Genomic DNA, 22,599 nt, shown 5'->3' on the forward strand with positions numbered 1-22,599 from the left:
GGCCCGCGCCACCCCGGCACGGGCCGCCCGCTCCTCATCCCAACGCGACGACTGGAGGAACCAACGATGGCCGCAATCGGCGGATTCAAGGGACAGGACCACTCCCACGAACTGCAGGTGTGCCTCGCTCCCGGCGACCGCAAGCCGTGGACGCCGGCCCCCACGAGCACCTACGACCCGCAGGCTGCGTTCCAGCTCGGCGAGCACATGAGCGCGATATCCGAGGACGTCTACTCCGCCAGCTGGATCCAGGGCAACGAGTGGACGCTCTGGCGCGCCCTGCTCGACTGGCGCGCCACCGGCCGCGCGCTGTGGGACCCAAAACAGCCGGCGTTCGGCGACATCACCGAGTACATGCCACGCCTCGACGAATTGAAGCGGGAGGCCCACGGGTGGGTGTGGTGGCTCAACGGCCGCCGCCAGTGGGTGCCCATCGCCCGGTGGGAGCAACTGGTCGCCGCCCGCGAGCAGGCCCACCTCAGCAATGACCAACTCGACGAGCAGCTGCCCGGCCGCAACGAACCCGCCGACACCTACCTGGAGAACCGATGACCACGACCCCCACGACCGCGTCCACCACCGCGGCCACCACCGCGACCGGCCCCGTGCCGCCGATTGAGAAGGTCCGCGTACGGCCTGGCGACATCGTGACGGTGAAGCTGCCGTGGTCCGGCGCTGTAATGCACCTCCGCCTGGCCGATCAGATCCACTCGGTGCAACTCACCCCGGCCGGCATGGCACAGATCCTCACCCCCGACGGTCAGCCCGTGTCCTTCCCGGTCACCGCCGGCGAGGCCGGCATCTACCACGACGCCGATGGCTACTACACCTACCCGGCGGTCTAACCACCAGCGCAACGGCTGACCCACCCAACGCTGCGAGAGAGCGAGACTAATCATGGTCACCTACGAGAAGCTGCGCGAGCGGGCCGACGACAACATCGACCTTCGCGTCCTGCCCGACGTGCACGCGACGGTGGCGGACGCGCTGGACGAGGTCGAGTCGGAGACCGACGAGCTTGCCCAGCGGGCCACGTTCCTGCGGATGTTGGCCGAAGCCATGCGCGACGGAAAGCGGTTCGACCTCCTGGAACTGATCTACGTCATTGGCGGGGTCGAGGCCGCATTGGTCGACGTCGACGACGCCGACGAACTCATCGACCAGGTGTCCAGCCTCAAGGCCCTGGACGAGGCGCTGGTCGGCAACGAGTGGGCAATTCACGACGGCCGCACGATGATCCCGAAGAACAACTGGGAAACGTTCTGCCGCGACTTCGCCGAGGGCATCACCGGCGACATCGACCTGATCGCGTCGTACGTCGACTGGAAGCGGTTCGCCGACGACATGCAGACCGACTACAAGGAGATCCGCGTGGAGTCGGGCGACTTCCACGGGACGTGGTACGTGCACGGCTGATCTCCCTCCGGCTTTCGGCGGCCTCCGTTGCCACCACGGGGGCCGCCAGCGCCACAGAACCCCTTGCACGCACCGCCGACCGAAGGGAAGGCCAGAATGCCCGCCATCACCACCACGGACACCCGCCCCGCCGAAGAGATCCGACGGGCAATGCTCAACGAGATGTGGCGCGGCCTGTCCCGACGGCAGGGTTGGGCGCGCCGTGACAGCGCCGCGGGTTTCGAGTGGGGCGCCGAGTACACGCCGACCCGTGCCCTGCTGATCCCCCGCGTGACCACGCCCGGGATCGGCGGGTTGCGGCCTGTGCGGGACTGGCTGGTATGCGTCCCCCCGGCGCCGTACACCGGCGACCCGTACGAAAGCGTCAGCGAGGCGGTCCGTTCGGCGGAAAGCCTGCCACGTTTGGTTCGTCCGCACCGCACGCCCACGCATTTCGACGGCAACAACGAGCCGTGCTGGTGTGCCGAGCCGGCCGCCGTGACCAGCTGATCCGGTGGCCAGATCCGCACACGCCCAACTTAACAACGGCCGAACGATTCGGCCGCTTACGAAGGGATCGACCATGCGAACCATCGCCGACTTCCGGCGCGCCGCCACACCCGGCAGCCGCTGGCTGTGCATCAACTACCGCTATCCGAACGTGTCCGGCCTGCGCACCATCACCGGCGGCAAGAGCGTGCTCGCCTACAGCGGCGCCCAGGTCGACGGCACGACCTTCGACAACGGGCGCCTGGAGTTCCCCAAGACCAGCGAGTGCCGTATCGAGGGCAACAGCCTGCACTACCTGGGCCGTCTCGGCCCCGGCGGGGTCGACTGGACGTGGACGCTCATCCCCGACGGCTCCGGCGATGACGCCGCCCGGCTGCCCCGCTTCTTCGTCGCCCGGCCGGTGTCGCGGCTGCTGCGCGGCACCAACGAGATGCCGTGGTGCGTGTACGACACCGCGCGGGCGGCCGTGGCCAACGCGGGCGGCCCGAACGCCAAGGACAACGGGCTGGGCGCCTACTTCCCCTCCGAGGCCGACGCGCACGCATGGGTGGCCAAGCACACCAGCACCGGGGCTGCCGGCGGACCGTCGCCGCAGGCGCAGGCATGCCCGAACGGACACGGGCCGATGGCGCTGCGACGCGGCCCGCAAACCCCGGAGCAGCGGGCCTGCGGCACCTGGTACGACTGCGCGCAGTGCAAGTCGTCGCTGCTGGTGCCCAGCCCTGAGCTGCGCGACCAGCTCGACGCGCAGGCTGCCAAGGCCGACCCGGCCGCGCCGTACACGGCCGCGGTGAAGGCGCTGGACCTGCCGGCCGAGTGGTTTTGGACGGTGGTGGTGCGGCAGCGCAAGGCGATCGGCGCCACCGTCAAGGCGGGCGGTTCCATCGTGTTCCGGGTCCCGCCGGCCGCGACCCCGGAGCAACTCGCGCGGTTCGTCAGGGCCAACCGCCCCAAGCTCGGCCAGATGGTCGCCAAGATGACCGGCTACAGCGCAGCGCCGCCCGTGAAGGAACTGGTCAACGGCGAGGGGTTCCTGTGGCTTGGCCGCAACCACAAGCTGCGCATCGCCGACCCGGGCCCGCAGCGGTGCTGCCCGTACTGCAAGCAGGAGGTCGTCCGGGACCCGGCGGTTCCGGTGCTGGCGCAGCGGCGTCACGCGGCCGGGCTGTCCAGCGGCCCGAGCTTCGAGCTGTCGGTGCTCCGGGACTCGCTGTCCCGCAAGGCGATCGTCCGCTGGTACATCCAACGGGGGCAGGCGTGGGTCGACGAGCACGCCCCCGCCTGGATCCAGCGCATGGGGGTGGCTGACGGGCTGCGCATCGTCGTGAGGGACCTGGGCAAGCGCACGTGGGGCCGCTACGTCCGGGCCGGGCACCTGATCGAGCTGGACTGGACGCTGTTCCAGCTCGAACGGCAGCACGTCGAGTCCGTGCTTGTGCACGAACTGGCGCACGCAACCCGCCCCGGTGGTAAGCCGCACGGCCCGGCGTGGCGGCGAGTGATGGACCGGGCGATGTTCGACTGGCCGGACCGCGCCAAGCGCATGGAAGAGGCGGGACACCACGTCTGGCAGGGCGACGTCGCCGGGCCAAAGGCCCGCCCGGTCGAGCCGGCGCCCGCCCCGGTGGCGGGGCCCGCCACCGAGACCCGGCGTGAGCTGCCGGCCCCGGGAGAGACCGACCCGGCTGTGCGATGGAGGTTCCTCGGCCAGATCAGTTCGGGTGCGGGCGGTCCGGAGCACCGCGCGCGGTGGGCGCGCTATGTCGCGGCGATCCGCCGCGTGCACGGCCTCGCCGACGGCGCGACCCACGACGAACTGATCGCCGCCCGCAACGCGGACGGGCGCTCGTGGGCCGAGAAGTGCACCGCCTACTGGCACATGTACGCCCACCTCATGTTCGAGGAAGGGGCCGCCCGCACCGCAGCCGCAGAACCGTACCCGGCGCGACTCGACCCGGAGCGGTCGGCGGCCGACGTGGGGGCCGGCCCGGCGTTGGACCCCTGGGAGCAGCTGGTGCAGCTCGCGCTGACCTTCCCTGCGCAGGTGGCTCAGTGAACGCCAAGCGTCTTCCCCTGGCGGTCGTGCGGCGCACGCCGCCCGCCCCGGTGGTGCCGGTGGTCGACCTGACCGCGTGGGACTTCATCGTCGTGTGGTCGTCGGGCGGGAAGGACTCCCAGACGGCGCTCGCCGAGACGGTGCGGCAGGCCCTCGCGGCCAGCATCCCGCTGTCGCGGATCATCGTCGCGCACAACGACATGGGCGACGCGGAATGGTTGGGCACGCTCGACCTGGCGCGCCGGCAGGCCGGCCGCCACGGGCTGCGGTTCATCGTGGTGCGCCGCCGCGACGGCATGTCCCTGCTCGACGACATCCGCCGGCGCAGGAAGTTCCCCGACGCCGCGCGGCGGTGGTGCACCTCCGACCACAAGCGCGGTCCCGGCCGGACGCTGCTGACCCTGCTCGTCGACGAGCTGGGCGGCCGGAAGGCGCTGGGCCGGCCCGCCCGGGTGCTGCAGGTGTACGGGTTCCGGGCGGCCGAGTCGTCCGGCCGTGCTGCTAAGCACCCCTTCACGCGCAACGACGGCGCGAGCACGAAGACCACTCGGGACGTGTGGGACTGGTACCCGATCCATCACTGGTCCGACGCCCAAGTGTGGGCGGACATCCGGGCAACAGGGGCTCCGTACCACTGGGCCTACGTCAGGGGCATGAGCCGGCTGTCGTGCTCCTTCTGCGTGCTCGCTTCCCGCGCGGACCTGGTCACCGCGGCGCGGCTGCTGCCGGTGAAGGCCGCCGCGTACGCGCAGGTGGAAGCGGAGATCGGGCACTCGTTCCAGGTCGGCGGGAGCAAGAAGAAGCCGACGCCGAAGCCGATCGCCGGGGTGATCGCCGGGGCCGGGCGCGCCATCGAGGACGCGCCGTGCCCGGCGTGCGCGGCCGAGTTGCACGGCGCCGACCCGGCGGTCGTGCACGAGGTGCCGGCCGACGTCGCGCAAGCGATGTTCGGGCGGGGCGGGCTGGTGTGCAACGGCCGGTTCTACCTGGACCCGGCCACCTGGCAGCCGGCGTCGCCGTTCGTCGACGACGAGCTAGCCCACGTGGTCGCCGCCGCGTCGGACGAGGAGCACGCCGACGCGTGGGAGCAACTGCTCGCCTTGGCGGTGACGCGATGAGCCTGCCGGTGATGCTGTCGATGGGGATGGGCGTCGACTCGTCGGCGCTGCTCGCGCGGTGGCTGCTTGACCCGTCGGCGCGAGACTTCGACCTGGACGACCTGGTCGTGGTGACCGCGATGACCGGCGATGAGTACGCCCGCACCGGGGAGCTGATGCAGCAGTACATGCTGCCGCTGATGGCCGCCCAAGGGGTGCGGTACGTGCAGTTGGCCCGCGCCGGCCAGTCGGATGACTGCGGGTATGAGGTGTTGTCGGACTCCCGGCGCACGTCGCGGATGGTCATGCAGGGTTCCCGGTGGCGGCTGCGCGATGAGCAGCAGGCCAACGGGGTCGTGCCGCAGGTCGCCAGCGGGCGACGTTGGTGCTCCTACCGGGCGAAGGGCCAGGTTCTGGACTGGTGGGTGGCCGACGAGTTCGCAGGCGGCGAATACCGGCACGTCGTCGGGTTCGCCGCCGAGGAAGTGAAGCGGTCAGTCCGGGACACCAGCTACACCAGCGCGGCCCGGCACCCGTGGTACCCGCTGATCGAGTGGGGCTGGGACAGGGAATCGTGCCTGGCGTACCTGCGGGACACGTTCGGGGTGGCCTGGTCGCGGTCGTGCTGCGGGTACTGCCCTTTCCAGGCCGGACGGGAGATGGAGCTGCTGTGTGAGCGGTGGCGGCGGGACCCTGCCGCTGCCGCGCTGGCGCTGCAGCTGGAGGTCACCGCGGTCGCTATCAACCCCCGGTCGCTGCTGTTCAACTCCCGGTCGGCGCGCCGGGTGGCCATCCACGCGGGACTTCGGCACCTCGTCGACCAGGTCGACGCGGAGATGGCGGCGCAGCCGTGGGCGGTGTTCGACGTCCGCCGGGCGTTTCCCGCCCGCAAGCTCAACAAGGACGGGCCGAGCGTCCCCGCGAACTGGGACCCGTACGCCAAGGGGAAGGCGCCCCGCTACCTGCAGACCCTGGCGGTGGAAAGCTGCGCTGAGGCGCGGGCACTGCTGGTCGACCAAGGTGGCCGGCCGGAAGGCGAGCACGGTCTGGTGCGGGTGTGGAAGCACCGGGCCGGGCCGCCGTACCCGAGCCGCGAACAGTTCCTCGTTGCGGCGCCCGTCGGGCCGGTCGACAAGGTCGGTCGCGGCTTCCACACGGTCTGGGCCAACGCTCAGGCAGCCCCTGGGGCGGAGCTGCAGCCCTCCCAGGATGTGTGGGAGCGGCTTATCGCCGTGGCGGTGGGACTGTGAGCGCGACGCCCGTGCTGGAGGGCTACTGCCAGCGGTGGGATCGGCGGCGGCCGTCGTGGCGGCACGCCAGCGAAGGTGGGTTCCGGGCGTCGCGGTACCGGGTGGTGCCGTTGGCGGAGGCACCGGCGAAGGCGTTCGTGACCGTCCACCACTACTCGAAGGCGTGGCCCAGCGCGAAGCTGCGCTACGGCATCGTCGAGGGCGACGACCTCGTCGGTGTGGCTGTGCTCGGTGTGCCGATGTCGCAGCGGGTGCTGACCAAGCCATTTCCGACGCTCAAGCCGAATCGGCAGAGCATGGAGCTGTCGCGGCTGGTGCTGTTGGACCAGGTACCGGCCAACGCGGAGACCTGGTTTCTGGCCCGCATGTTCCGGCTGGCGGCTGAGGAAGGCGTGCGGGGCATCGTGGCGTTCTCCGACCCTATGCCCCGTATCGTCGGCGGTCGCATCCTGATGCCCGGTCACCTCGGCGACGTGTACAAGGCGTTCGCCCGGTCGGTGTACACCGGCCGGGCCACCAAGCGGACGCTGTCGATGCTGCCCGACGGGACGGTCCTGACTGCCCGGTCGGCGGCGAAGGTGACCGGCTGGGAACGCGGGGCGGGCGGGGTGGTGGCGCGCCTGGAGGATTTGGGAGCGCCCCGCTTCGACCCTGCTGGATGGATGACCCCAACGGCATGGCTGTCCCACGCGCTCGACCGCATCGCCGTGCGGGTGCGCCACCGGGGCAACCACCGCTACGCCTGGACGATCGGTGACCGCGCGACCCGCCGCCGCACGCCGATTGCCCTGCAGGAGCGCCCGCGCCCGCAGGAGATCGACCCCGCCGCACGCATCCCTGAGTCTCTCGCGCACCAGCTCCGCCCGGAGCAACTCGCCCTGATAGCCCGCGACCCGTGGGCGGCCGTCTTGGAAGGAGCCCTGCTGTGACCAGCCCATTGAGAAGTGAGGCAGACCTGATACGCGCGCTGGAGACCGGAACGTACACCGTCAAAGACCTGTACGAGCGCGCCGTGGCCGCCGGCTTGGCGGACCGCCCGGGAGGGCGGACCATCATCCGGGACGGCCAAGAGCAGTACAAGCGGCGCGTGCGTACCGCACTGCAGGATCTGCGGCGGCGGGGACGGGCGCGCCGCGTCACCGACCAGGGTGCGGCGGCGTGGCTAATCGAGGGGTCGACGACCAGGACGCGGCGGGCGCTGTTCGTGTTGCTGCCGCACGACCTGTCGCAGCTGGAGCTAGTGCTCGGGCGCGCGGCGCAGGTGCTGCAGCAGGCCGACGAGCCGATCGACCTGATCGTGGCGGACCCGCCGTGGGCGCTGGGGCGGGGCCGGCCCGGGTCGGCGTACCGGCGCACGTACGGCCGCAACCACCGGCAGGTCGTCGACGGGTACGTGGACGTCGACCCGGAGGCGTACGCAGACTTCACCGCCGAGTGGGTCGCGGCGGCCGGGGCGGCGCTGCGCCCCGGCGGCTACCTCGCGGTCGTCACCGGCGCGCAGCAGGCCGCGCGGGTGCAGGTCGCGGCCGAAGACGTCGGCGGTTTGACCTACGTCAACTCGATCGTCGTCCCACGCGCGTTCGGGATGTACACCACCCGCCGGTTCGTGCATTCGCACCACCGGGTCACCGTCCTGACGAAGGGCGCGTTGGAGTCGCCGCAGCGGGTGTTCGAGCGGCCGGCGGAGATGCCGCGCGGCCGGAACGGGCACATCTACGCCACCGACGTGTGGGCGGACATCCCGGAGGAGCGCCGCGTCGGGCTGCTGCGCTACGACAACGCACTGCCGACCGGCCTGGTGTCGCGGGTGGTCCGCTCGACAACCCGCGAAGGTGACCTCGTCGCCGACCCGTTCAACGGGTCCGGCACGACCGCCGTGGTGTGCCTGACCGAGCGGCGCCGCTTCTACGGCGGCGACGTTAACCCCAACAGCCTGCGCTTCACCATGGCGCGGATCCTCGCCGAAGTCGTGCCGGCGATGACCACAGCGGCGGCCGTCGACGTGCCGCGCCACATGGCCTTGGCCGCCTACGACCCGTGGGCGGCCCTGCTTGAGGAGGCTGTGCTGTGAGCGCCGCGCTGCTCGTGCCGACCGACCCGTGGGAGAGACTGCTCGCGTCCATCGTCCGCCCCGTACCTACGCCCGGTCAGGTACGACGGGAGCGGTACCTCGCCCGCATCATCGACATCGCCGCCCGCGTCGACGCGCATCAGGTCACCGGTTGGACACGCGATCCCGCCCGTGCGGGCGGCGACATGGGGTTCCTGCTTGGCGTGCACCGCGGCCGGTGGCTGCAGGATCAGAAAGGGCTGCCGGGTGTGCCGATGTACCTGTCGGCGCACGTGCTGCAGGAGTACGCCAGCCGGGGCGACGACTTCCCGAAAGGTCAGGTGCCGGCGTGGGGCATCGACTCCGGCGGGTTCACGGAGCTGAAGCACCACGGCACGTGGCGGGCCGGCGCCGACGAGTACGGCGGCATGATCACCCGGTTCATGGAGGATGTGGGCACCCCGCCGTTGTTCGTCTCACCGCAGGACTGGATGTGCGAGCCGTGGGTGATCGAAGGTGGGGTGCACGACGGCCAGCGGTTCGTCGGCACGGGTTTGACGCTGCGGGACCACCTGGAGCTGACGGTGGAGAACTTCTGCTACCTGCGGCAGGAGTTCCCGTACGTGCCTTGGGCGCCCGTGCTGCAGGGCTGGCAGCTCGACGACTACGAGTTGTGCTACCAGATGTTCGCCGAGGCGGGGGTGAACCTCGCGGCGGAGCCGCTGGTGGGGCTGGGCAGCGTGTGCCGGCGTCAGGCCACCAGCGAAATCGGGCAGATCGTGCAGACGTTCCACGCCCGGGGGCTGCGGATGCACGGGTTCGGGGTGAAGGCGGACGGGCTGCGCCTGTACGGGCACATGCTGGTCAGCGCTGACTCGATGGCCTGGTCGAGGGTCGCGCGGTCGGACCGCGACGACATCCGGCTGCCGGGATGCGAGCACAAGGGCAACTGCAACAACTGCCTGCGGTGGGCGCTGGTGTGGCGGGAGTTGGTGCTGCAGGCGCTGCGCGAGCGACCCGTGCTGCCTGCCCAGCGTGAGCGCGGGCGGAGCGTACCTGTGGACCCGTGGCACTTCGTGCTCGACTCCTGACTCCCTGACCTGCGGATTTGACCCCCGACGTAACGACCTGTAACGTCGGACGAACTCTTTTGCCGTTGTCGCGGATCGACACGGCATCCCCACCCATCCATGCCCGGTAGCGCCGGATTGACGGCGTTCCCACACGCACGCTACTTTGGCCGAACGGTTCAGCCGATTGGCCAGAGGGAGGAGAGAACCGTGAGTACGCCTGAGCCGAAGACCACGGTCCGTCTCGCCCCCGGCGACCGGATCCTCATCACCGAACACAGCGGCTACGCCGGCAAGCACCGCCCCGTCGGCGCCTGGTCCCCCGCCATCAAGGTTCGCCGCCCGTCCTGGGCCAGCCCCAACTGCGGCGAGCCGGTCGGCGTGCACGCCGCCACCGTCGAGCGGGTTGAGGCGGCCGGCAAGGTCGGCGGGCAACGCCGCTACAACGTGGTCACCAATCTCGCGGTCGTGGAGAACTGCAGCCCCACGCAACGCTTCCGCCCCGCACCCGCCGAGATGAAGGACAGCATCGTGATCCGTCAGGAGATCCAAGACAACGGGGCACGTGAGAAGGCCCGCGCGGAGTACAACCGCACCCACCCGCAGGACATCGACCGCACGCGCGGCGGCGTCGGCGACCTGGTCGAGAAGCTGGACCTGGGCGGCGGCGGACGCGCAGGCCGGCCGTGCCGGGTCCTACAGGTCGTCGAGGTTGGGCTGATGGGCGGGCGCGCCCACGACCCGGTGAGTGGCGAGTTGACGCTGCTGGTCGGCGGGGCGTTCCGGTACCTGCCCCGGCCGGCCGACGGGCAGTCCGTGCGGTGCTCCTGCGGCTGCCCTGCCGAGCTGGGAGCCGACAGCGTGACGCACCTGGACTGCTGCATGTGGTCCGATGAAGGTGCCCCCGCCCGCGCCGTCAAGGCCATCGAGGACGGCAAGGGTGGCTTCCAGGTCCACAACGCGACCGGGGTCAGTCGGGGCGAGACATGCGGCCACATCGAGCAGTACGAGGGCCGGCTGCTGGACGTCCGCACGCAGGAGGAGGCACGGCTGGCCCTGTTCCCGCCGCTGCTGTTCCCCGACCGTGCCGACGTGACCAGTTGGGTGACGTTCGCGGACTGCATCCGGCTGCCCGAGAACGCCGACGCGCTGGTGCCGCCCCGCACCAACGAGGCCCGCGAGCGGCTTGTCGCCCGTGTCGAGAAGATGTCCCTTGCGACGCTCGCTCAGGTGTCCGAGGAGTTGATCCCGAAGATCAGGGCGACGAAGGACCCGGACGACAAGCTTGCGCTGCGCATCCTCCTCAACGTGGTAACCGCCGAGCAGTTTCGGAAGGAACAGGCGGCGGCCGTGCCGCCGCCCGTCGCACGGGACCCGTGGGGCACAGCGCTGGAGACCGACACCACCACCTAGTGATCCGTACGGGGGCCCGGCGAGGTCGGGCCCCCGTACCCGCTCAGATAGCCGCACCATCAGGAGTTGACCGACATGACAATCGCGCGAGCGACGCTATGGCCCGAAGACGTGGCACGGATCTGGACGGAGGAGGAGCGCAAGAAGGATCCCGACGCGGCGGAGGTTTCGGTAGCGACCGTCTACTCCTACCGAGCGAAGTCCAAGCCCGCCCAGCCGGGCAAGAAGAGGAACCGTTACCAGGACCACCCCGTACCCGAGCCAAAGGCCAGCCGAGGCAAGCGGCAGCCTGGCTGGGAACCAGCGCAAGAGCAGGAGCTGCGAGACTGGTGGAACGAGCGGCCCGGCCGAGGCACCCGCACCGACCTGCAGTCGGAAACGCAGGCCAGCCCATGACCATCCCTCCTCGGCAACCACAGAGGCGACGGTGGATGGAACCCAACCAGGCGGCATACTACCGTCCCTCCGGAAAGACGTCGCCCGCCGACATCGGCCGAGCGGCAGGGGTCGTAGCGATCAGCCCCATCCTGTTCCTCTTCTCCTACGCCGCCGCACGCGCCATCGGCGGCGATGGCGCCACCATCCTCGCGCCAGCCGGAACCCTCGTCCTACTCGTCTTCATCGTCCCTGCACTCAAACGCCGCTGACACCCATGGAAGGAACCGATCACCCGTGAACATGCAGGAGCCCTTAGCGGGCAGCCCCTGCCCGCAGTTCTGCCAGATGCACGTCGACGGCCGGCACGTCGGTGAGTTCGCCGGCCCCGGGCACGTCGGCGAGGGCTACCACGTCTACGCGCGCCGCAGTATGGGCCCGGACGGGGTTGACTCTGTCGAAACCGTCGTGACGAAAGAGGACGGTCCCGAACGTCGCGTCATCATCGCCCTGAACGGCGATCCGCAGGCCGTCATCGAGAAGCCGGGACCCGTCGCCCCAGACGACCACGACCTCGCCTGATCGCGACAGGCGTCACACCCACTCAAGGGCGTCCATGCGGCGTGCCCGCGCGACCGCCGCGACCAGCAAATCCTGCGCCCGGTCTGCATCATCGCGCCCTCAGGGGAGGTAGGCGCCAGCGAGTCTGAGGATCCGGTGTGTACAGCCGAATCCTCGGGTCAACGCCAGCCGCGAGTAGTGCCTGGCCGGCTTCCGATCAGGGACACGGCCCTCTCCGGCCGCAGCCCGATCATTTCCCCGGGCCACGCCCCGCAGCGGGCATAGCCCTGCCTCCCCCTGCCCTAGTACCGTGTCTGCAGTTGTCGACAAACGCAGACAGCGTGGATAGGCTCTACCACAAAGAGGGGCCCCGGTCGGTGCGGCTACACCCCCGGGGCCCAATGGAGAGAGGACTCCAGTGCCCATCATGACACCCGCCATCCCCACCCGAGACGCCCGCCAGCTCGCCGTCGCGCTCCGGGAGCACAACCTTCCCGGACGACGGTCGGCCACCGCGATCGTCCGGCTGCGCCGAGACCGCAACCGGCGGCAGCAGACGCAGCCCACCGTGCCCCTGCGCGACCGACTCGCCTTGGCGCTACTCGACCGTTACCGCGCCGAGATCGAGCGCCGCGGCGGCGAGATCGCCATCGTCGGCGACCGATCGGAGACGCCCCTGTCGATCGAGCATCGCCGCGACGGCCTGGTACTGCTGCACGCCCGTGGCTGGCGGTACTACTCGCGCAGACACGGGGGCCACATGGCCGCGCTGTCCTACCTCGCCGGCATGGAGGATGGCTGGCCTTGGGCCGTCCGCGTGCCAGGCACGATCACGGACGTCGGTGCCGCTCTCGACTGGCTGACCCCGGCAACGGTCAAGGCGGCACGGGGCGACGGCAGGCGCGTGCGCCGCCAAGGGGACATCTACGCCATCGAGACGACACCGGCGCACGACGGCCGGGGTCGCGAGGAACTGCCCGAATCGCACCGCTGGAACCCGGCGACCCGCTACCTGACCCACCGCCCAGCCGACGGGCGCCGGCATCGCCCCCTGCGTGTGCCTTACCCCGTTCGGTTTGTTCGGCAGCGGGCCTACGAGATGGGCCGCAGCGGGGCCTGGGGGGCAGCTGATTGACCACCAGTTCACCGTCGCCTACACGAGAGACGAGGCAAATCGACATGGACGACAAGGTAAGCACCCGGGTTGGTCCTCCGACCGCTCAATGGCTGGCCGACCGAGCCGCCCGCATGCATACCGGCTCCGTGCACCTGCAGGTCCGCGCTGAGCTGGAGTTGCTGCAGTCGCTGCTCTCGGCCGAGCTGCGTCGCGTACGGCTCACGGTGGAGGAGGCGAGTTGCATCGCGGATGTCCTCAACGGTCTGATGCTCACCTCCGGCGTCGCGGTGGGGGCCGGCCGGGTCTACGCGGAGTGCTACGACGCCTTCCGGATGGCCCGCGAGACACCACTGCACGGCGAGCCCAGCTACGGCAGCAAATGGGGCATCGACGAGGACGACTTGTTGCGCCGGCTCGGGGACTTGGGACCAACCGCCGACTACGCCCTGCGCGACGCGATGTCGCGCTGGTGGGAGAAGGGCCACGAGGCTAGCGTCGAGGGGTTCGCCGCCGTCGGCCTGCGAGTGGTTTCCGTTCAGGGCGACGGCTCCAAGGCGGCGCAGCCGCAGGGGTGAGAAGGTGACGGGGGCGGGCCGACAGATGTCGCCCCGCCCCCGTCACGTCCGCCCAGAGTCGGATGGCTGACGCACGACGGCTGATTGACCACTCACAATCCTGGGATGAAGCGAACCGCCTCCGCCTTGGCCGCCACCTTCGCACTGCTCCTCTCTTCTGCCGGATGTGGTGCCAGTAGCGATTCGGCGAGCCCGACCAGCTCGTTGCCGTCTGCGGTCGCAACGTCCGCCAGTCCGTCTTTCTCGCCCTCGCCGAGCCCGTCTGGCGCCTCGGTCACGACCCCGCCGGCCTCGCCGAGCCCTACCCCCGCGTGGACTCCATGCGATCGCTCCCTGTCAGAAGACGAAGGCGGCTGCGAGGAGGATGTCTGGACCGGGGATTCCTGCGACGTCTCCTACGTGGCTGAGGCCGACGGAAGCCTTCTCGATCTCTACATCGAAAACAGTCACCACGTCGATGCCAAACGGCTCAACGACTGCCCGCGCTTCCTCAAGACCTGGAAGCGGGCGAAGACCGGCTTCGCGGAAGGCAGCCACGACGTGGGTAAGGAGATCAAGGCGGGGACCTACGAGACGACCGCCCACCTGAGCGGCGGGCGGGTCGGCGACTGCTACTGGGAGCGCAGCACGGATGGCGGACGCACGATCGCCAACAACTACATCACCGCAGCCAAGAAGGTCCGGGTGACCATCCGCTCAACGGACGGGATCTTCACGAGCCGCGGTTGCGGCAACTGGGTCCGGGCGTAGGCCGCCGCCGTGACGCCCCCGCCCGCTTCAGGGCGGGGGCATCACCACGTCAACCCCCTACCGTAACCAGCTCGGCTGCGCGAACGTCGCCTCGGTCCGCAGCAGCATCCTGCTCCAGCGATCGGAAGCAGGTGTCGTGCATGCCCTCGCCGCATGAACGGATGTGCTCTTCCACGCGTTCCAGGAGGCGCTGCCCTCGTGTGCCGAATCCCGCTCCGGTGAGGCGGCGGATCTCACGGGTGCCCCACTCGAAATCCGAGCGAGGGTGCTCCGCGAACAGCTTGGCGAGGTCGACAAGGTCGGCTCGCTCCATCCTGGCTGTCCGCCGGTCGCGGAACGGGGTCACAATGCCCGGCTGACCGTGCTCCGCCTGCTCACGCTCCGGGTGCTCCGTCGGCGGCTGGTGTCCGTTCCGCCGTCGGGCGCTCCGCCGCTCGGCCTGCTCCGCGTTGAGCCGCTCCGTTTGCTCCGCCAGGGCGGCACGCAACTGCTCCGCAGAGGCCACACTGAGCCGCTCCGCTTGCTCCGCCAGCGCAGCCTTAACGCGCTCCGTGTGCTCCGCTTCCAGCCGCTCCGCTTGCACCGCCAGCGTCGCCTCGAACCGCTCCGCCTGCTCCGCTAGCGCCGTCTCAACCCGCTCCGTGTGCTCCGCTTCCAGCCGCTCCGCCAAGCCTCGGCGCTCCGCCTCGAACCGCTCCGCCTGCTCCGCCAGCGTGAGGCGGGCATGCTCCGCCTGCTCCGCGTTGAGCTGCTCCGCGATGCTCCGGTGCTCCGCGTGGATCCGCTCCGCTTGCTCCGCCATGGCGGCGCGCAACCGCTCCGCCTGCTCCGCTAGCGCCGTCTCAACCCGCTCCGTGTGCTCCGCTTTCAAGCGCTCCGTCTGCTCCGCCAGCGCCGCCTCGAACCGCTCCGCTTGCTCCGCCAACGTGAGGCGGGCATGCTCCGCTTGCTCAGCTCGGAGGGCGTTGAGCTGCCGGATCCGCGCCCAGGGAGCAATGCGGTGCCACCACTGCTCGCCACGCTCCGCGCGTAGCAGGTCGTTGTCGCGCTGTTTCTGTCGCTTGAGGACGCGTACCTCTTCCAGGTGGGCGATGGCGTGCTTGACGGAACCCCAGAAGGCGATGTGGTCGTCGTCTGCGTCTGCGCGTAGTGGCGTCGGCGGGTAGTTCTGCCAGGCCAGCCAGGCGCAGAAGGTGTTGGGGAACATGGTCGCCCAGCGGAGGCCGAAGTGGGGCTTGGCTCGGCGGACGGTGCCGTTGCCGTCGCCGAACTGGTCGAGGAACTCGTGGAACATCACGACGCCTAGGACGCTCAGCAGCGCGAGGTAGGAGCCGCCGAGCCAGGTGCCGTCAGGCAGGTTGACTTCGTGCACGAAGTTGATGAGCGCTGAGGCGAAGGCTGCGCCCTTGACCATGGCGTTGCATCGGTCTGGTGACCGGTTCGTCTTGATCGCGCGGAAGGCTAGGAAGCCGAACGCGATGGAGACGCCGTCCAGGGTGGCGGGGACGAGTAGTTCGCTGCCGTCGCGCCAGTTCAGGTCGTCGCGTCCGAAGGCGATCAGGCCCTTGAAGCTGCCGAACATGACGGCGAGCCAGAACAGGATGGCCGGGATCATCGCGGCGACGAGCAGGGCGTCGGTCTTCCTGTCGCGGCTGCGTTTGCCGACCGAGAGTTGGCCGGCGATGTATGCCTGGCGCTTGGCCCACGGCCAGGTGATGACGACCGAGAGCAGTAGGCCGCCGGTGAGGTACGGCCACCACGCTGCGGGGACCGTGTCTACGAGGAAGTCGACGAAGCGTTCCAGGCCGTTGCGGTCGTCGGCGGGCGGCGCCGGTGGCGGTGTGTCGTCGGTCGGCCAGCCGTCACCGGGCGTTGGCCGAAGCCCTTGGGTCTGGGTCATGGCCCGGACTATGCCACGGCTTTTCCGGGAGTTCCAGGTTTTCCGGTCTCTCCGGGCTTTCTGGGTTCGGGTAGCGACGCCTTCGACGACCGGCGAGTGCCGGGGGTGCGGGTGTTACGTGGGTGGCGGCCGGTCTGGGATGCTGTGCAGACCTGCTGCACGAACTGGATGACGGGACTGGGCATGGCCAACGACGCACCGCAGCTGACCACGGGCGAGGTGGCGAAGAGGCTCGTGCTGAACGAGACAACCGTGATCAACTATGCGAAGCAGGGGCTGCTGCGCGCGACCCGTACCGCAGGCGGTCACCGCCGCTACCCGGCAGCCTCGGTCGAGGAACTGCAGCGAGTGCTGGCGATGCCCGACGGGGAGGCCCGCACGCAGGCCATGGAGGCTCTGCGGCGCCGCAACGGGACCACAGCGTAGGCGCAGTCGACGAATACGCCGAGGGGCCCGGACCAGGTTGGAACTTGGTCCGGGCCCCTCGCCACCTCGGCGCTGTCGGGTTCAGCGCCGGGCGGGCCTAGCGGGCGCTTCGCTGCGGGCGGAGATCGATTCCGGTGCGCGCTCGCAACTGCGACAGGCAGTTGCCCCAGGCGTGGTAGGAGAGCGTTCCGCTGCCGTCGGGGATCACGCCTACGAGCGCGCCCTTGAGCCGCACCTTTCGTCTCCCTCGGTGCGGCTCGTCCACCGTGTAGCCGGCCTCCCGGAGCCGGTGGATCATCCGCCTTCGGGCCTTGTCGTCTAGGTACACGCTGCTCAGATCCCCCTTCGCGCGGGCCGGGGAGGATGGGAGCCCCCGGGGAGCCGCGCCAATCTGCAATCCTGCGCTGCAACGAGTTGTAACGATCCGGGCGTTACAGTAACGTCCGGGCTGCTACAAAGCATGCCACCGATCATCGAGGAGCAAAAGAGTGGCGGCAGCGGAAAACCTCAGGGCAGGGTGCCTGCTGGAGGAACGTCACCTGCACCTGGGCCGGGAGATCGCCACAGCCGCCGGCTGGCGAGTCATCCGCGACATCACCACGCGGAGCACGGCCGACGGCGCGATCGTCGTCGACGTTTACGCCGACGAGCCTCTCGTCGTTTGGCCGCACAGGCACGTGTCGGTGCGCAACCGGACGCCGCTGGATGCCGGCAACTGCTTCGGCGTCTACAGCCGGGGCCTGATCCTGGAAACCCACCCTGACCGGGACAGCGCCGACTTCGCCGCCCATGACCCTGCTGACTCCTGCTCAACCAGCTCCCACGTCGTCCTCGTGTGCCCCGTCCATCCGGAGCACATCACCGACGGCTTCTGTCCTGACTGCACCGACGCCGATCTGCCGGCCGTGGTGAAGGCCGAAGACGACGCCGAGGGGCGCGGGCTGACCGCCGGGCAGCGGAGGACCTGCCACACCTGCCACACCTGGGCCACCCCCGAGCATCTCGCGGGGCGCGCCCACCGCATCGCCACCCCCCACCTGGCTAACCGGCGAAACCACCTGCCGAACGCCGCCTAACCCCGGAGTCTCCCCGTGCCCGAACCCAGTCCGGACTCTCTCATCCCCTACGTCACCGCCGCCCTGCGCTACCACGGCCGCCGCAGCGCCACCATCCAAGAGTTGGAGGCCCTGCACGGCGCCTCCTACGCCCCCCAGAGTCCACTCGGGGCGGCGCTGCTGCTCGGCATCGAACAGGGACACTTCCGCCGCGACGGCGACCGCGTCGCCCTCGCCGACGCCCCAACACGCCCGATCAGCCTGGTGCCCATCGCCGTTCTGGAGGCCGTCGCCGACATCGTCCGCGACAGCGCCGCCCCACTCGTCGACCTCGACCCGGCGCTGACCGACAAGCTGACCCATGAGCTGCAGCGCTACACCGAGGCTCTGCTCGCCACAGCGCTCGACGCGTACAAGCCCGTCGTCGACCAAGCGGGCAACTACCTGTGGTTGCACCTGGAATGCGCGTGGCCGCAGTGGGGCGACGGCAACCAGCCGCCCCACGACTGCCGACGCTGCGCCGTATCCACCGGCGCCTGGACCGCAGCCTACAGCCGTTCCAACGTTGACGTGCAGCGCAACCGGCAACCCCACCTGACCGCCGAACCGGCCCTCGTGGCCGCGCTGCGGGGGGCCTTCGGCGACGCCGAACTGAACGCCCTGTCCGAGGACGTGAACTGCGGCGACACGCCGGCCATGATCCGCCTGCGTCAAGCCATCGACGACGCAGCCGGCGGCCAGTAATGCCCCACAGCCTGCAGGTCTTCAGCATGCGCCAGGCGTTCCTGCCCTACACGGTCACCGAGGCGGCCGGCCTGCCCCAGCACATCGCTCACGCCGACGTGCTGATCGTGGTGGCGCTCAAGGACCATGCCGCAGCGGTCGCCGAGCGGGTGGGCCTCGACCTCGGCCCGCGCCTTCAGCGCATCAAAAGGGCAGATGTACGCGACAAGCGGGCCTTGGTCCGGCTCAACCTGATCAACGTGCCGAGGCTACTGGCCCACCCTGACCTCGACCAATACGCAGATGGGCACCTCGTTTCCGTACGGTCCACAGGCTGGGTGTGGCAGGTCTGCACGCTTGCGCAGTTCCGCCAAGCGCGGGAAACCCTGCGGGTGTCCTCCCCGTACTGACGACCCGCCGCCGCGGCGGCCACCCTTCGGAGGGGGAGGCGGGCCGCCGCGGCGGCGAACCCCCGGACGCACACACCAACCTCCGAGAGAGGGAGCCGTGACCCACATCCAGCCTGATGGTCTCGCGAGCGTCATCGCCGTTCCAGCACCACCCGACGAGGACGTTGACTGGCTTCGCAAACGCATCGCCGTCCGGGATCTGCTGGAACAGGTCCGCCAACGGATCGACCCGGACAGCCAGATGGCAGTTTGCCCTGCGTGTGCCCAGCTTGTTCCGCGTCAGGCCGCGGTGGACGAGCATCGGAGTATCCGGGGGGCATCGGCTATCTGCGACCCGACCATCACCCTGGGGGATCGTCTGGCTGTTGCCCAGCACCGAGCCCAGGCCGCTCGTCACGCTGAGGGCGAGTCCCACGTGACCGCCCAGCCCGTTACCGAGGAGGTCGCCTGACATGGCGCACGAATCCGAGTCAGCGCTAACCAAGCTCACTGTCAACCTCACGCCGGCGGCCCTCGCCGCATACAGGGCTGCGGCCGACGATCTGGGCGACACCCACACCGACACGATCAACCGGGCCGTCCAGCTCTACCGCCACGTGACGACCTTGCGGCCTGGTCAAGCGGTTCACTTCGACATCCGACCCGGGCAGCGGATGACTCTCCTGTGCACCAGTCCGCTGTTGCGGACGGAACGTGCGTGCCTTGTCGCGCTGCTGCTGGTGCTTGCGTTCGCCGCTGGTGCGGCGCTGTTCTGAGGAGACGCTGATGCCTGCTTCGGCCTCCGACGCGTTCTGGTCAGGCCCGCAGCCGGGCTTGAGTGACAAGGACGTCCGGATGTTCGATCCCGTCCCCGATGCCGTGCTGCGCGGCCTGGAGCACCGCGCCGTTGCTCTGCTTCCCGCCGCCGGGGCAAAGGTCAGGCCGTCCCTTCAGGAGCTGGCCTACCTTGGCGCACGCCTCGGCCCTGTCCTGTCTCGCCTAGCCGCCGTCGAAGCCCAACTGGAGCAGGCCCTCGAAGAGCTGAGGCGGACCCGGCCGGTGGCCGAGGCAGCACTGGCTTTGACGGCCGCCAGGGACAATCCGTCGGTCGTTGACCGGTCGCTGCTGGACACGCTGCACGACACCGCAGGCAGCCTGCAGGCATGGCGAGCGGTCTCCGGGGGTGAACCCGGGCCACAGCGTTGGCTGATCTGGTCCAGGGAGTACCGCAGCTGGCGTGGCCCGAACGGATCCGGCTACTTCGGCGACATCACGCGCGCCGGTCAGTACAGCCACGCCGAAGCCGTCGAGCAGGTCGCACAGCGCGCGTGGCGCCGCAAAGGCGACCCCCCCGAAGTAGTCGTACCCGCCCCGCCGGACTGCCTACTCGGGGCGTCACACCGACTGGAGGTGTTCGTTCACCAGCACATTCAGGCGGCCACCGACGCAGCCGTGCGCCAGCACCAAACCGCACCGCGGTCAGGCGCTGAGGCATGAGAAGTGAACCTGCCCCGGTCCAGCCGACCGTGCCGGAACCGCACCCACCCCCGATTCTGGTGGATCCGGCGACCACGACCGCACACGGCGACCTGGTCGTAGCGCTGGCGGACGCCGGAATACGCCCGCAACTGCTGCCCGGCGATGTGGTGACAGTGAGGTGCCGCAAAACGGGCCGCATCGGACTTGCCCGCGTGATGCTGGTGGCCCTTATCGTGCCCAGGCACATCCGCCTGGCCGTGACGTGGCCCCGCCTCGCGAGGAGCACCACAGACCATGACCACCCCGCACGTGGAGCTGATCGCGTGGACCCACTTCTCGCCGCCGCAGGACGTGCCCTGGTCGACTGACGCCGAGGGCGGTCAAGCGCTGGCAGAGTTCGCGGGCCGGGCCTGCTACCAGAGCTGGACGAAGCCGAACCCGGACACCGCAACCAACGCAGGCTACCTGGCACACATCCTGGACGTCGGTCACCTGTCGGTCCTGGAGCACGGGACCGTGACCTTCTACTTCACCGGCGTGTCTCGGTCGTTCACCCACGAGCTGATCCGGCACCGGCACTTCTCGTACTCCCAGTTGTCGCAGCGGTACGTGCCCGAGCGTGACGCGGCGATGGTCGAGCCTGACATCATCGCCGGGGACCCGTACCTCCACCGACGGTTCAGGGAAGCTACTGAGGCGACGCTTGCCGCCTACAACGAGCTGCTGCACGGCCTGGAACGCACGTACGCCAGCGAGCCAAACCCGACGCTCCGACGCAAGCTGGCGCGGCAGGCGGCACGGGCCGTCCTACCCAATGCCACCGAAACGCGCATCGTGGTCACAGGCAACTACCGGGCGTGGCGACACTTCATCACCATGCGCGCCACGCAGCACGCAGACGTGGAGATTCGGCAGCTCGCCGTGATGTGTCTGCGTCAGCTGCAGCGGGTGGCTCCGAACGTCTTCAGCGACTTCGACATCGTGCGTCTGGTCGACGGCACCGAGGTCGCCTACAGCGACCACCGCGAGGCCCTGTGATGCTCGCATCCGATGTCGACCTGCGCGAGGCCATCCGGTCCGGGACGCTCGCCCTGGACCCGTTCGACGACAAGCTGGTCCAGCCGGCCAGCATCGACCTGCGCCTCCATCGCTGGTTTCGGATCTTTCGCGTCGAGCGGCACACGGTCGTCGATCCGGCGCAGGAGCAGGCGGACCTGACCGAGCTGGTCGAGGTTCCCGACGGCGAGCCGTTCGAGTTGAGGCCGGGCCAGTTCGTCCTCGGCACCACGCTGGAGAGGGTAACCATAGGGTCTCAGGTCGCCGCACGGCTCGAAGGCAAGAGCAGCCTGGGCCGACTAGGACTCCGCAACCACTCCACCGCGGGGTTCATCGACCCGGGGTTCGACGGGCACATCACGCTGGAACTGTCCAACGACCTGCCGGTGCCGATTCGGCTGTGGCCCGGGATGCTCATCGGGCAAGTCTGCGTCTTCACGCTGCAGACGCCCGCGTCCCTGCCGTACGGCGCGACCAGCTACGGCAGTCACTACCAGGGTCAGGTTGGGCCGACGCCGTCACGGTCGTGGCAGCGGTGGCGCACCTGGCCGACAGCAGCATGACCGGGGTGAGCCATTACCGTTCGGGCGTAACGGTCAATTATCGCTAACACTCCTTCCCTCACAGTTCTGCATTCATCGGAATCGGGGGATGCAGAACTCACGAACGTGCAGTACGGTGACGTACTTCGGTGATCAACCGCTCACTGACCACCGGAAATGCAGCTAGGAACCGAAGGCAGTCACAACGGGGTGGGGGTGGCAGCGACGTGAACGGGAGCATTCTTCGCGCTGCCGTCGTTCGAATCGGTCTGACGCTTGGCGCGGGTATGTTCACTTTCGCCCTCGTGAGTGCAGCCGACGAGGATCCTGCCCGCGCGGATGACAGCCGGCGGCTGCTTCCCGACCTTCCGCTGGTCACGGAAGTCATCGACGGTGTCAAGCCCGTGGGGCTCCTCCTGCCGCCGCCCACCACGACCCGTTCAAGCAGCGAACCAGCCGCGAGCAAGGGCACCTCCGGTGACCGTGCCGACGCTCGTCGCGAAACACGACGTCGGGCTGACGAGCATCCCGCCGAGGCCCGCAAGTCCGTTGCGGACGTGGACAAGCCAGCGGGCCGGCAGGTGCGGGAGAGCCCAAACCGACGGCCCGCGCGGACGGTCAAACCGACAACCGATCAGACAACCCCGTCGCGTGACACGCCATCTCTGCTGCCCGATCCCGTGATCAACCTGGGCAACCAAACGAGTGTGGTCCTCGTGACGGGCATATCGGACACCGCAGAGATCGTCGAACCGGTCCTCGCGCCCGTGCTCGCACCCACCGTGAACGCCCTCGAACCGGTCCTCGCGC

29 protein-coding genes are annotated in these 22,599 nt (G+C 69.7%); 26 read left to right on the forward strand and 3 right to left on the reverse strand.

All coding sequences use genetic code 11. From position 1 onward, the window contains the following. Positions 1–66: 66 nt before the first annotated feature. The 16 genes from KBX50_RS08350 (at position 67) to KBX50_RS08425 (ending at position 13,469) form a co-directional block, all read left to right on the forward strand. Entirely contained in the window at positions 67–552 is a 486-nt protein-coding gene (locus tag KBX50_RS08350; protein ID WP_210936046.1) for a hypothetical protein, read from the forward strand. Beyond that, a complete protein-coding gene (locus KBX50_RS08355) occupies positions 549–845 on the forward strand; it encodes a hypothetical protein (RefSeq protein ID WP_210936047.1) in 297 nt (98 codons plus the stop codon). Before KBX50_RS08350 ends, KBX50_RS08355 begins: the two co-directional genes overlap by 4 nt. 52 nt (positions 846–897) lie before the next feature. Further along, positions 898–1,416: a hypothetical protein gene (locus KBX50_RS08360; RefSeq protein ID WP_210936048.1), complete on the forward strand. Its 519-nt coding sequence runs from the start codon at positions 898–900 to the stop codon at positions 1,414–1,416. Positions 1,417–1,512: 96 nt separating this feature from the next. Beyond that, positions 1,513–1,905 (forward strand): hypothetical protein, encoded by a 393-nt coding sequence (locus KBX50_RS08365; RefSeq protein ID WP_210936050.1) that lies wholly within the window; start codon positions 1,513–1,515, stop codon positions 1,903–1,905. Positions 1,906–1,978: 73 nt separating this feature from the next. Continuing rightward, positions 1,979–3,961: a M48 family metallopeptidase gene (locus KBX50_RS08370; protein ID WP_210936052.1), complete on the forward strand. Its 1,983-nt coding sequence runs from the start codon at positions 1,979–1,981 to the stop codon at positions 3,959–3,961. Then, positions 3,958–5,079 carry a phosphoadenosine phosphosulfate reductase family protein gene (locus KBX50_RS08375; protein WP_210936054.1) on the forward strand — a complete coding sequence of 374 codons (1,122 nt, stop codon included), beginning with the start codon at positions 3,958–3,960 and terminating at the stop codon, positions 5,077–5,079. Before KBX50_RS08370 ends, KBX50_RS08375 begins: the two co-directional genes overlap by 4 nt. Beyond that, complete coding sequence (locus KBX50_RS08380) at positions 5,076–6,308, forward strand: hypothetical protein (protein ID WP_247673358.1); 1,233 nt, start codon at positions 5,076–5,078, stop codon at positions 6,306–6,308. The genes KBX50_RS08375 and KBX50_RS08380 overlap by 4 nt, the downstream gene beginning before the upstream one ends. Then, a complete protein-coding gene (locus KBX50_RS08385; protein ID WP_210936056.1) occupies positions 6,305–7,237 on the forward strand; it encodes a hypothetical protein in 933 nt (310 codons plus the stop codon). Before KBX50_RS08380 ends, KBX50_RS08385 begins: the two co-directional genes overlap by 4 nt. Further along, positions 7,234–8,379, forward strand: coding sequence for a site-specific DNA-methyltransferase (locus tag KBX50_RS08390; protein WP_210936057.1), 1,146 nt, complete (start codon positions 7,234–7,236; stop codon positions 8,377–8,379). The genes KBX50_RS08385 and KBX50_RS08390 overlap by 4 nt, the downstream gene beginning before the upstream one ends. After that, positions 8,376–9,449 carry a hypothetical protein gene (locus tag KBX50_RS08395; protein WP_210936058.1) on the forward strand — a complete coding sequence of 358 codons (1,074 nt, stop codon included), beginning with the start codon at positions 8,376–8,378 and terminating at the stop codon, positions 9,447–9,449. Before KBX50_RS08390 ends, KBX50_RS08395 begins: the two co-directional genes overlap by 4 nt. A 189-nt stretch (positions 9,450–9,638) precedes the next feature. Beyond that, entirely contained in the window at positions 9,639–10,841 is a 1,203-nt protein-coding gene (locus KBX50_RS08400) for a hypothetical protein (RefSeq protein WP_210936059.1), read from the forward strand. Between the two features lie 75 nt (positions 10,842–10,916). After that, entirely contained in the window at positions 10,917–11,237 is a 321-nt protein-coding gene (locus KBX50_RS08405; RefSeq protein ID WP_210936060.1) for a hypothetical protein, read from the forward strand. A 35-nt stretch (positions 11,238–11,272) separates the two neighbouring features. Further along, on the forward strand, positions 11,273–11,488 hold the full coding sequence (locus KBX50_RS08410) for a hypothetical protein (protein WP_210936061.1): 216 nt from the start codon (positions 11,273–11,275) through the stop codon (positions 11,486–11,488). Between the two features lie 25 nt (positions 11,489–11,513). Beyond that, a complete protein-coding gene (locus tag KBX50_RS08415; RefSeq protein WP_210936062.1) occupies positions 11,514–11,798 on the forward strand; it encodes a hypothetical protein in 285 nt (94 codons plus the stop codon). A gap of 406 nt (positions 11,799–12,204) precedes the next feature. Then, positions 12,205–12,912 (forward strand): hypothetical protein, encoded by a 708-nt coding sequence (locus tag KBX50_RS08420; RefSeq protein ID WP_210936063.1) that lies wholly within the window; start codon positions 12,205–12,207, stop codon positions 12,910–12,912. A 44-nt stretch (positions 12,913–12,956) separates the two neighbouring features. Continuing rightward, on the forward strand, positions 12,957–13,469 hold the full coding sequence (locus KBX50_RS08425; protein ID WP_210936065.1) for a hypothetical protein: 513 nt from the start codon (positions 12,957–12,959) through the stop codon (positions 13,467–13,469). A gap of 92 nt (positions 13,470–13,561) precedes the next feature. On the opposite strand, the gene KBX50_RS08430 is transcribed toward KBX50_RS08425, so the two are convergent. After that, positions 13,562–13,747: a hypothetical protein gene (locus KBX50_RS08430; protein WP_210936067.1), complete on the reverse strand. Its 186-nt coding sequence runs from the start codon at positions 13,745–13,747 to the stop codon at positions 13,562–13,564. Positions 13,748–13,868: 121 nt separating this feature from the next. On the opposite strand from KBX50_RS08430, the gene KBX50_RS08435 reads away from it, so the two are divergent. Next, a complete protein-coding gene (locus tag KBX50_RS08435; protein WP_210936069.1) occupies positions 13,869–14,219 on the forward strand; it encodes a hypothetical protein in 351 nt (116 codons plus the stop codon). 49 nt (positions 14,220–14,268) lie between these two features. Here KBX50_RS08435 and KBX50_RS08440 read toward each other — a convergent pair whose 3' ends face one another. Continuing rightward, a complete protein-coding gene (locus KBX50_RS08440; protein ID WP_210936071.1) occupies positions 14,269–16,119 on the reverse strand; it encodes a DUF2637 domain-containing protein in 1,851 nt (616 codons plus the stop codon). 183 nt (positions 16,120–16,302) lie between these two features. Between KBX50_RS08440 and KBX50_RS08445 the strand changes: the two genes are divergently transcribed. After that, positions 16,303–16,545 (forward strand): MerR family DNA-binding transcriptional regulator, encoded by a 243-nt coding sequence (locus KBX50_RS08445; protein WP_210936073.1) that lies wholly within the window; start codon positions 16,303–16,305, stop codon positions 16,543–16,545. Positions 16,546–16,642: 97 nt separating this feature from the next. Here the strand turns inward: KBX50_RS08445 and KBX50_RS08450 are convergent, their stop codons facing one another. After that, on the reverse strand, positions 16,643–16,843 hold the full coding sequence (locus tag KBX50_RS08450) for a hypothetical protein (RefSeq protein ID WP_210936075.1): 201 nt from the start codon (positions 16,841–16,843) through the stop codon (positions 16,643–16,645). A gap of 190 nt (positions 16,844–17,033) precedes the next feature. Between KBX50_RS08450 and KBX50_RS08455 the strand changes: the two genes are divergently transcribed. The 8 genes from KBX50_RS08455 to dcd all read left to right on the forward strand — a co-directional run bounded on the left by KBX50_RS08455 (position 17,034) and on the right by dcd (position 21,810). Next, on the forward strand, positions 17,034–17,621 hold the full coding sequence (locus KBX50_RS08455) for a hypothetical protein (protein WP_210936077.1): 588 nt from the start codon (positions 17,034–17,036) through the stop codon (positions 17,619–17,621). Between the two features lie 15 nt (positions 17,622–17,636). Further along, positions 17,637–18,344, forward strand: coding sequence for a hypothetical protein (locus tag KBX50_RS08460; RefSeq protein ID WP_210936079.1), 708 nt, complete (start codon positions 17,637–17,639; stop codon positions 18,342–18,344). Next, positions 18,344–18,733, forward strand: coding sequence for a hypothetical protein (locus KBX50_RS08465; protein WP_210936081.1), 390 nt, complete (start codon positions 18,344–18,346; stop codon positions 18,731–18,733). Before KBX50_RS08460 ends, KBX50_RS08465 begins: the two co-directional genes overlap by 1 nt. Before the next feature lie 97 nt (positions 18,734–18,830). After that, positions 18,831–19,184: a hypothetical protein gene (locus KBX50_RS08470; protein ID WP_210936084.1), complete on the forward strand. Its 354-nt coding sequence runs from the start codon at positions 18,831–18,833 to the stop codon at positions 19,182–19,184. A 1-nt stretch (position 19,185) separates the two neighbouring features. After that, positions 19,186–19,488, forward strand: a complete 303-nt coding sequence (locus KBX50_RS08475; RefSeq protein ID WP_210936086.1) for a hypothetical protein — start codon at positions 19,186–19,188, stop codon at positions 19,486–19,488. A 10-nt stretch (positions 19,489–19,498) separates the two neighbouring features. Continuing rightward, entirely contained in the window at positions 19,499–20,209 is a 711-nt protein-coding gene (locus KBX50_RS08480) for a hypothetical protein (RefSeq protein WP_210936088.1), read from the forward strand. Between the two features lie 276 nt (positions 20,210–20,485). Further along, entirely contained in the window at positions 20,486–21,229 is a 744-nt protein-coding gene (gene thyX, locus KBX50_RS08485; RefSeq protein WP_210936090.1) for an FAD-dependent thymidylate synthase, read from the forward strand. Beyond that, a complete protein-coding gene (dcd, locus tag KBX50_RS08490; RefSeq protein ID WP_210936093.1) occupies positions 21,229–21,810 on the forward strand; it encodes a dCTP deaminase in 582 nt (193 codons plus the stop codon). Before thyX ends, dcd begins: the two co-directional genes overlap by 1 nt. Positions 21,811–22,599 lie beyond the last annotated feature (789 nt).

This window comes from Micromonospora sp. C51 (genome assembly GCF_018070435.1).
Taxonomy (GTDB): domain Bacteria; phylum Actinomycetota; class Actinomycetes; order Mycobacteriales; family Micromonosporaceae; genus Micromonospora; species Micromonospora sediminimaris.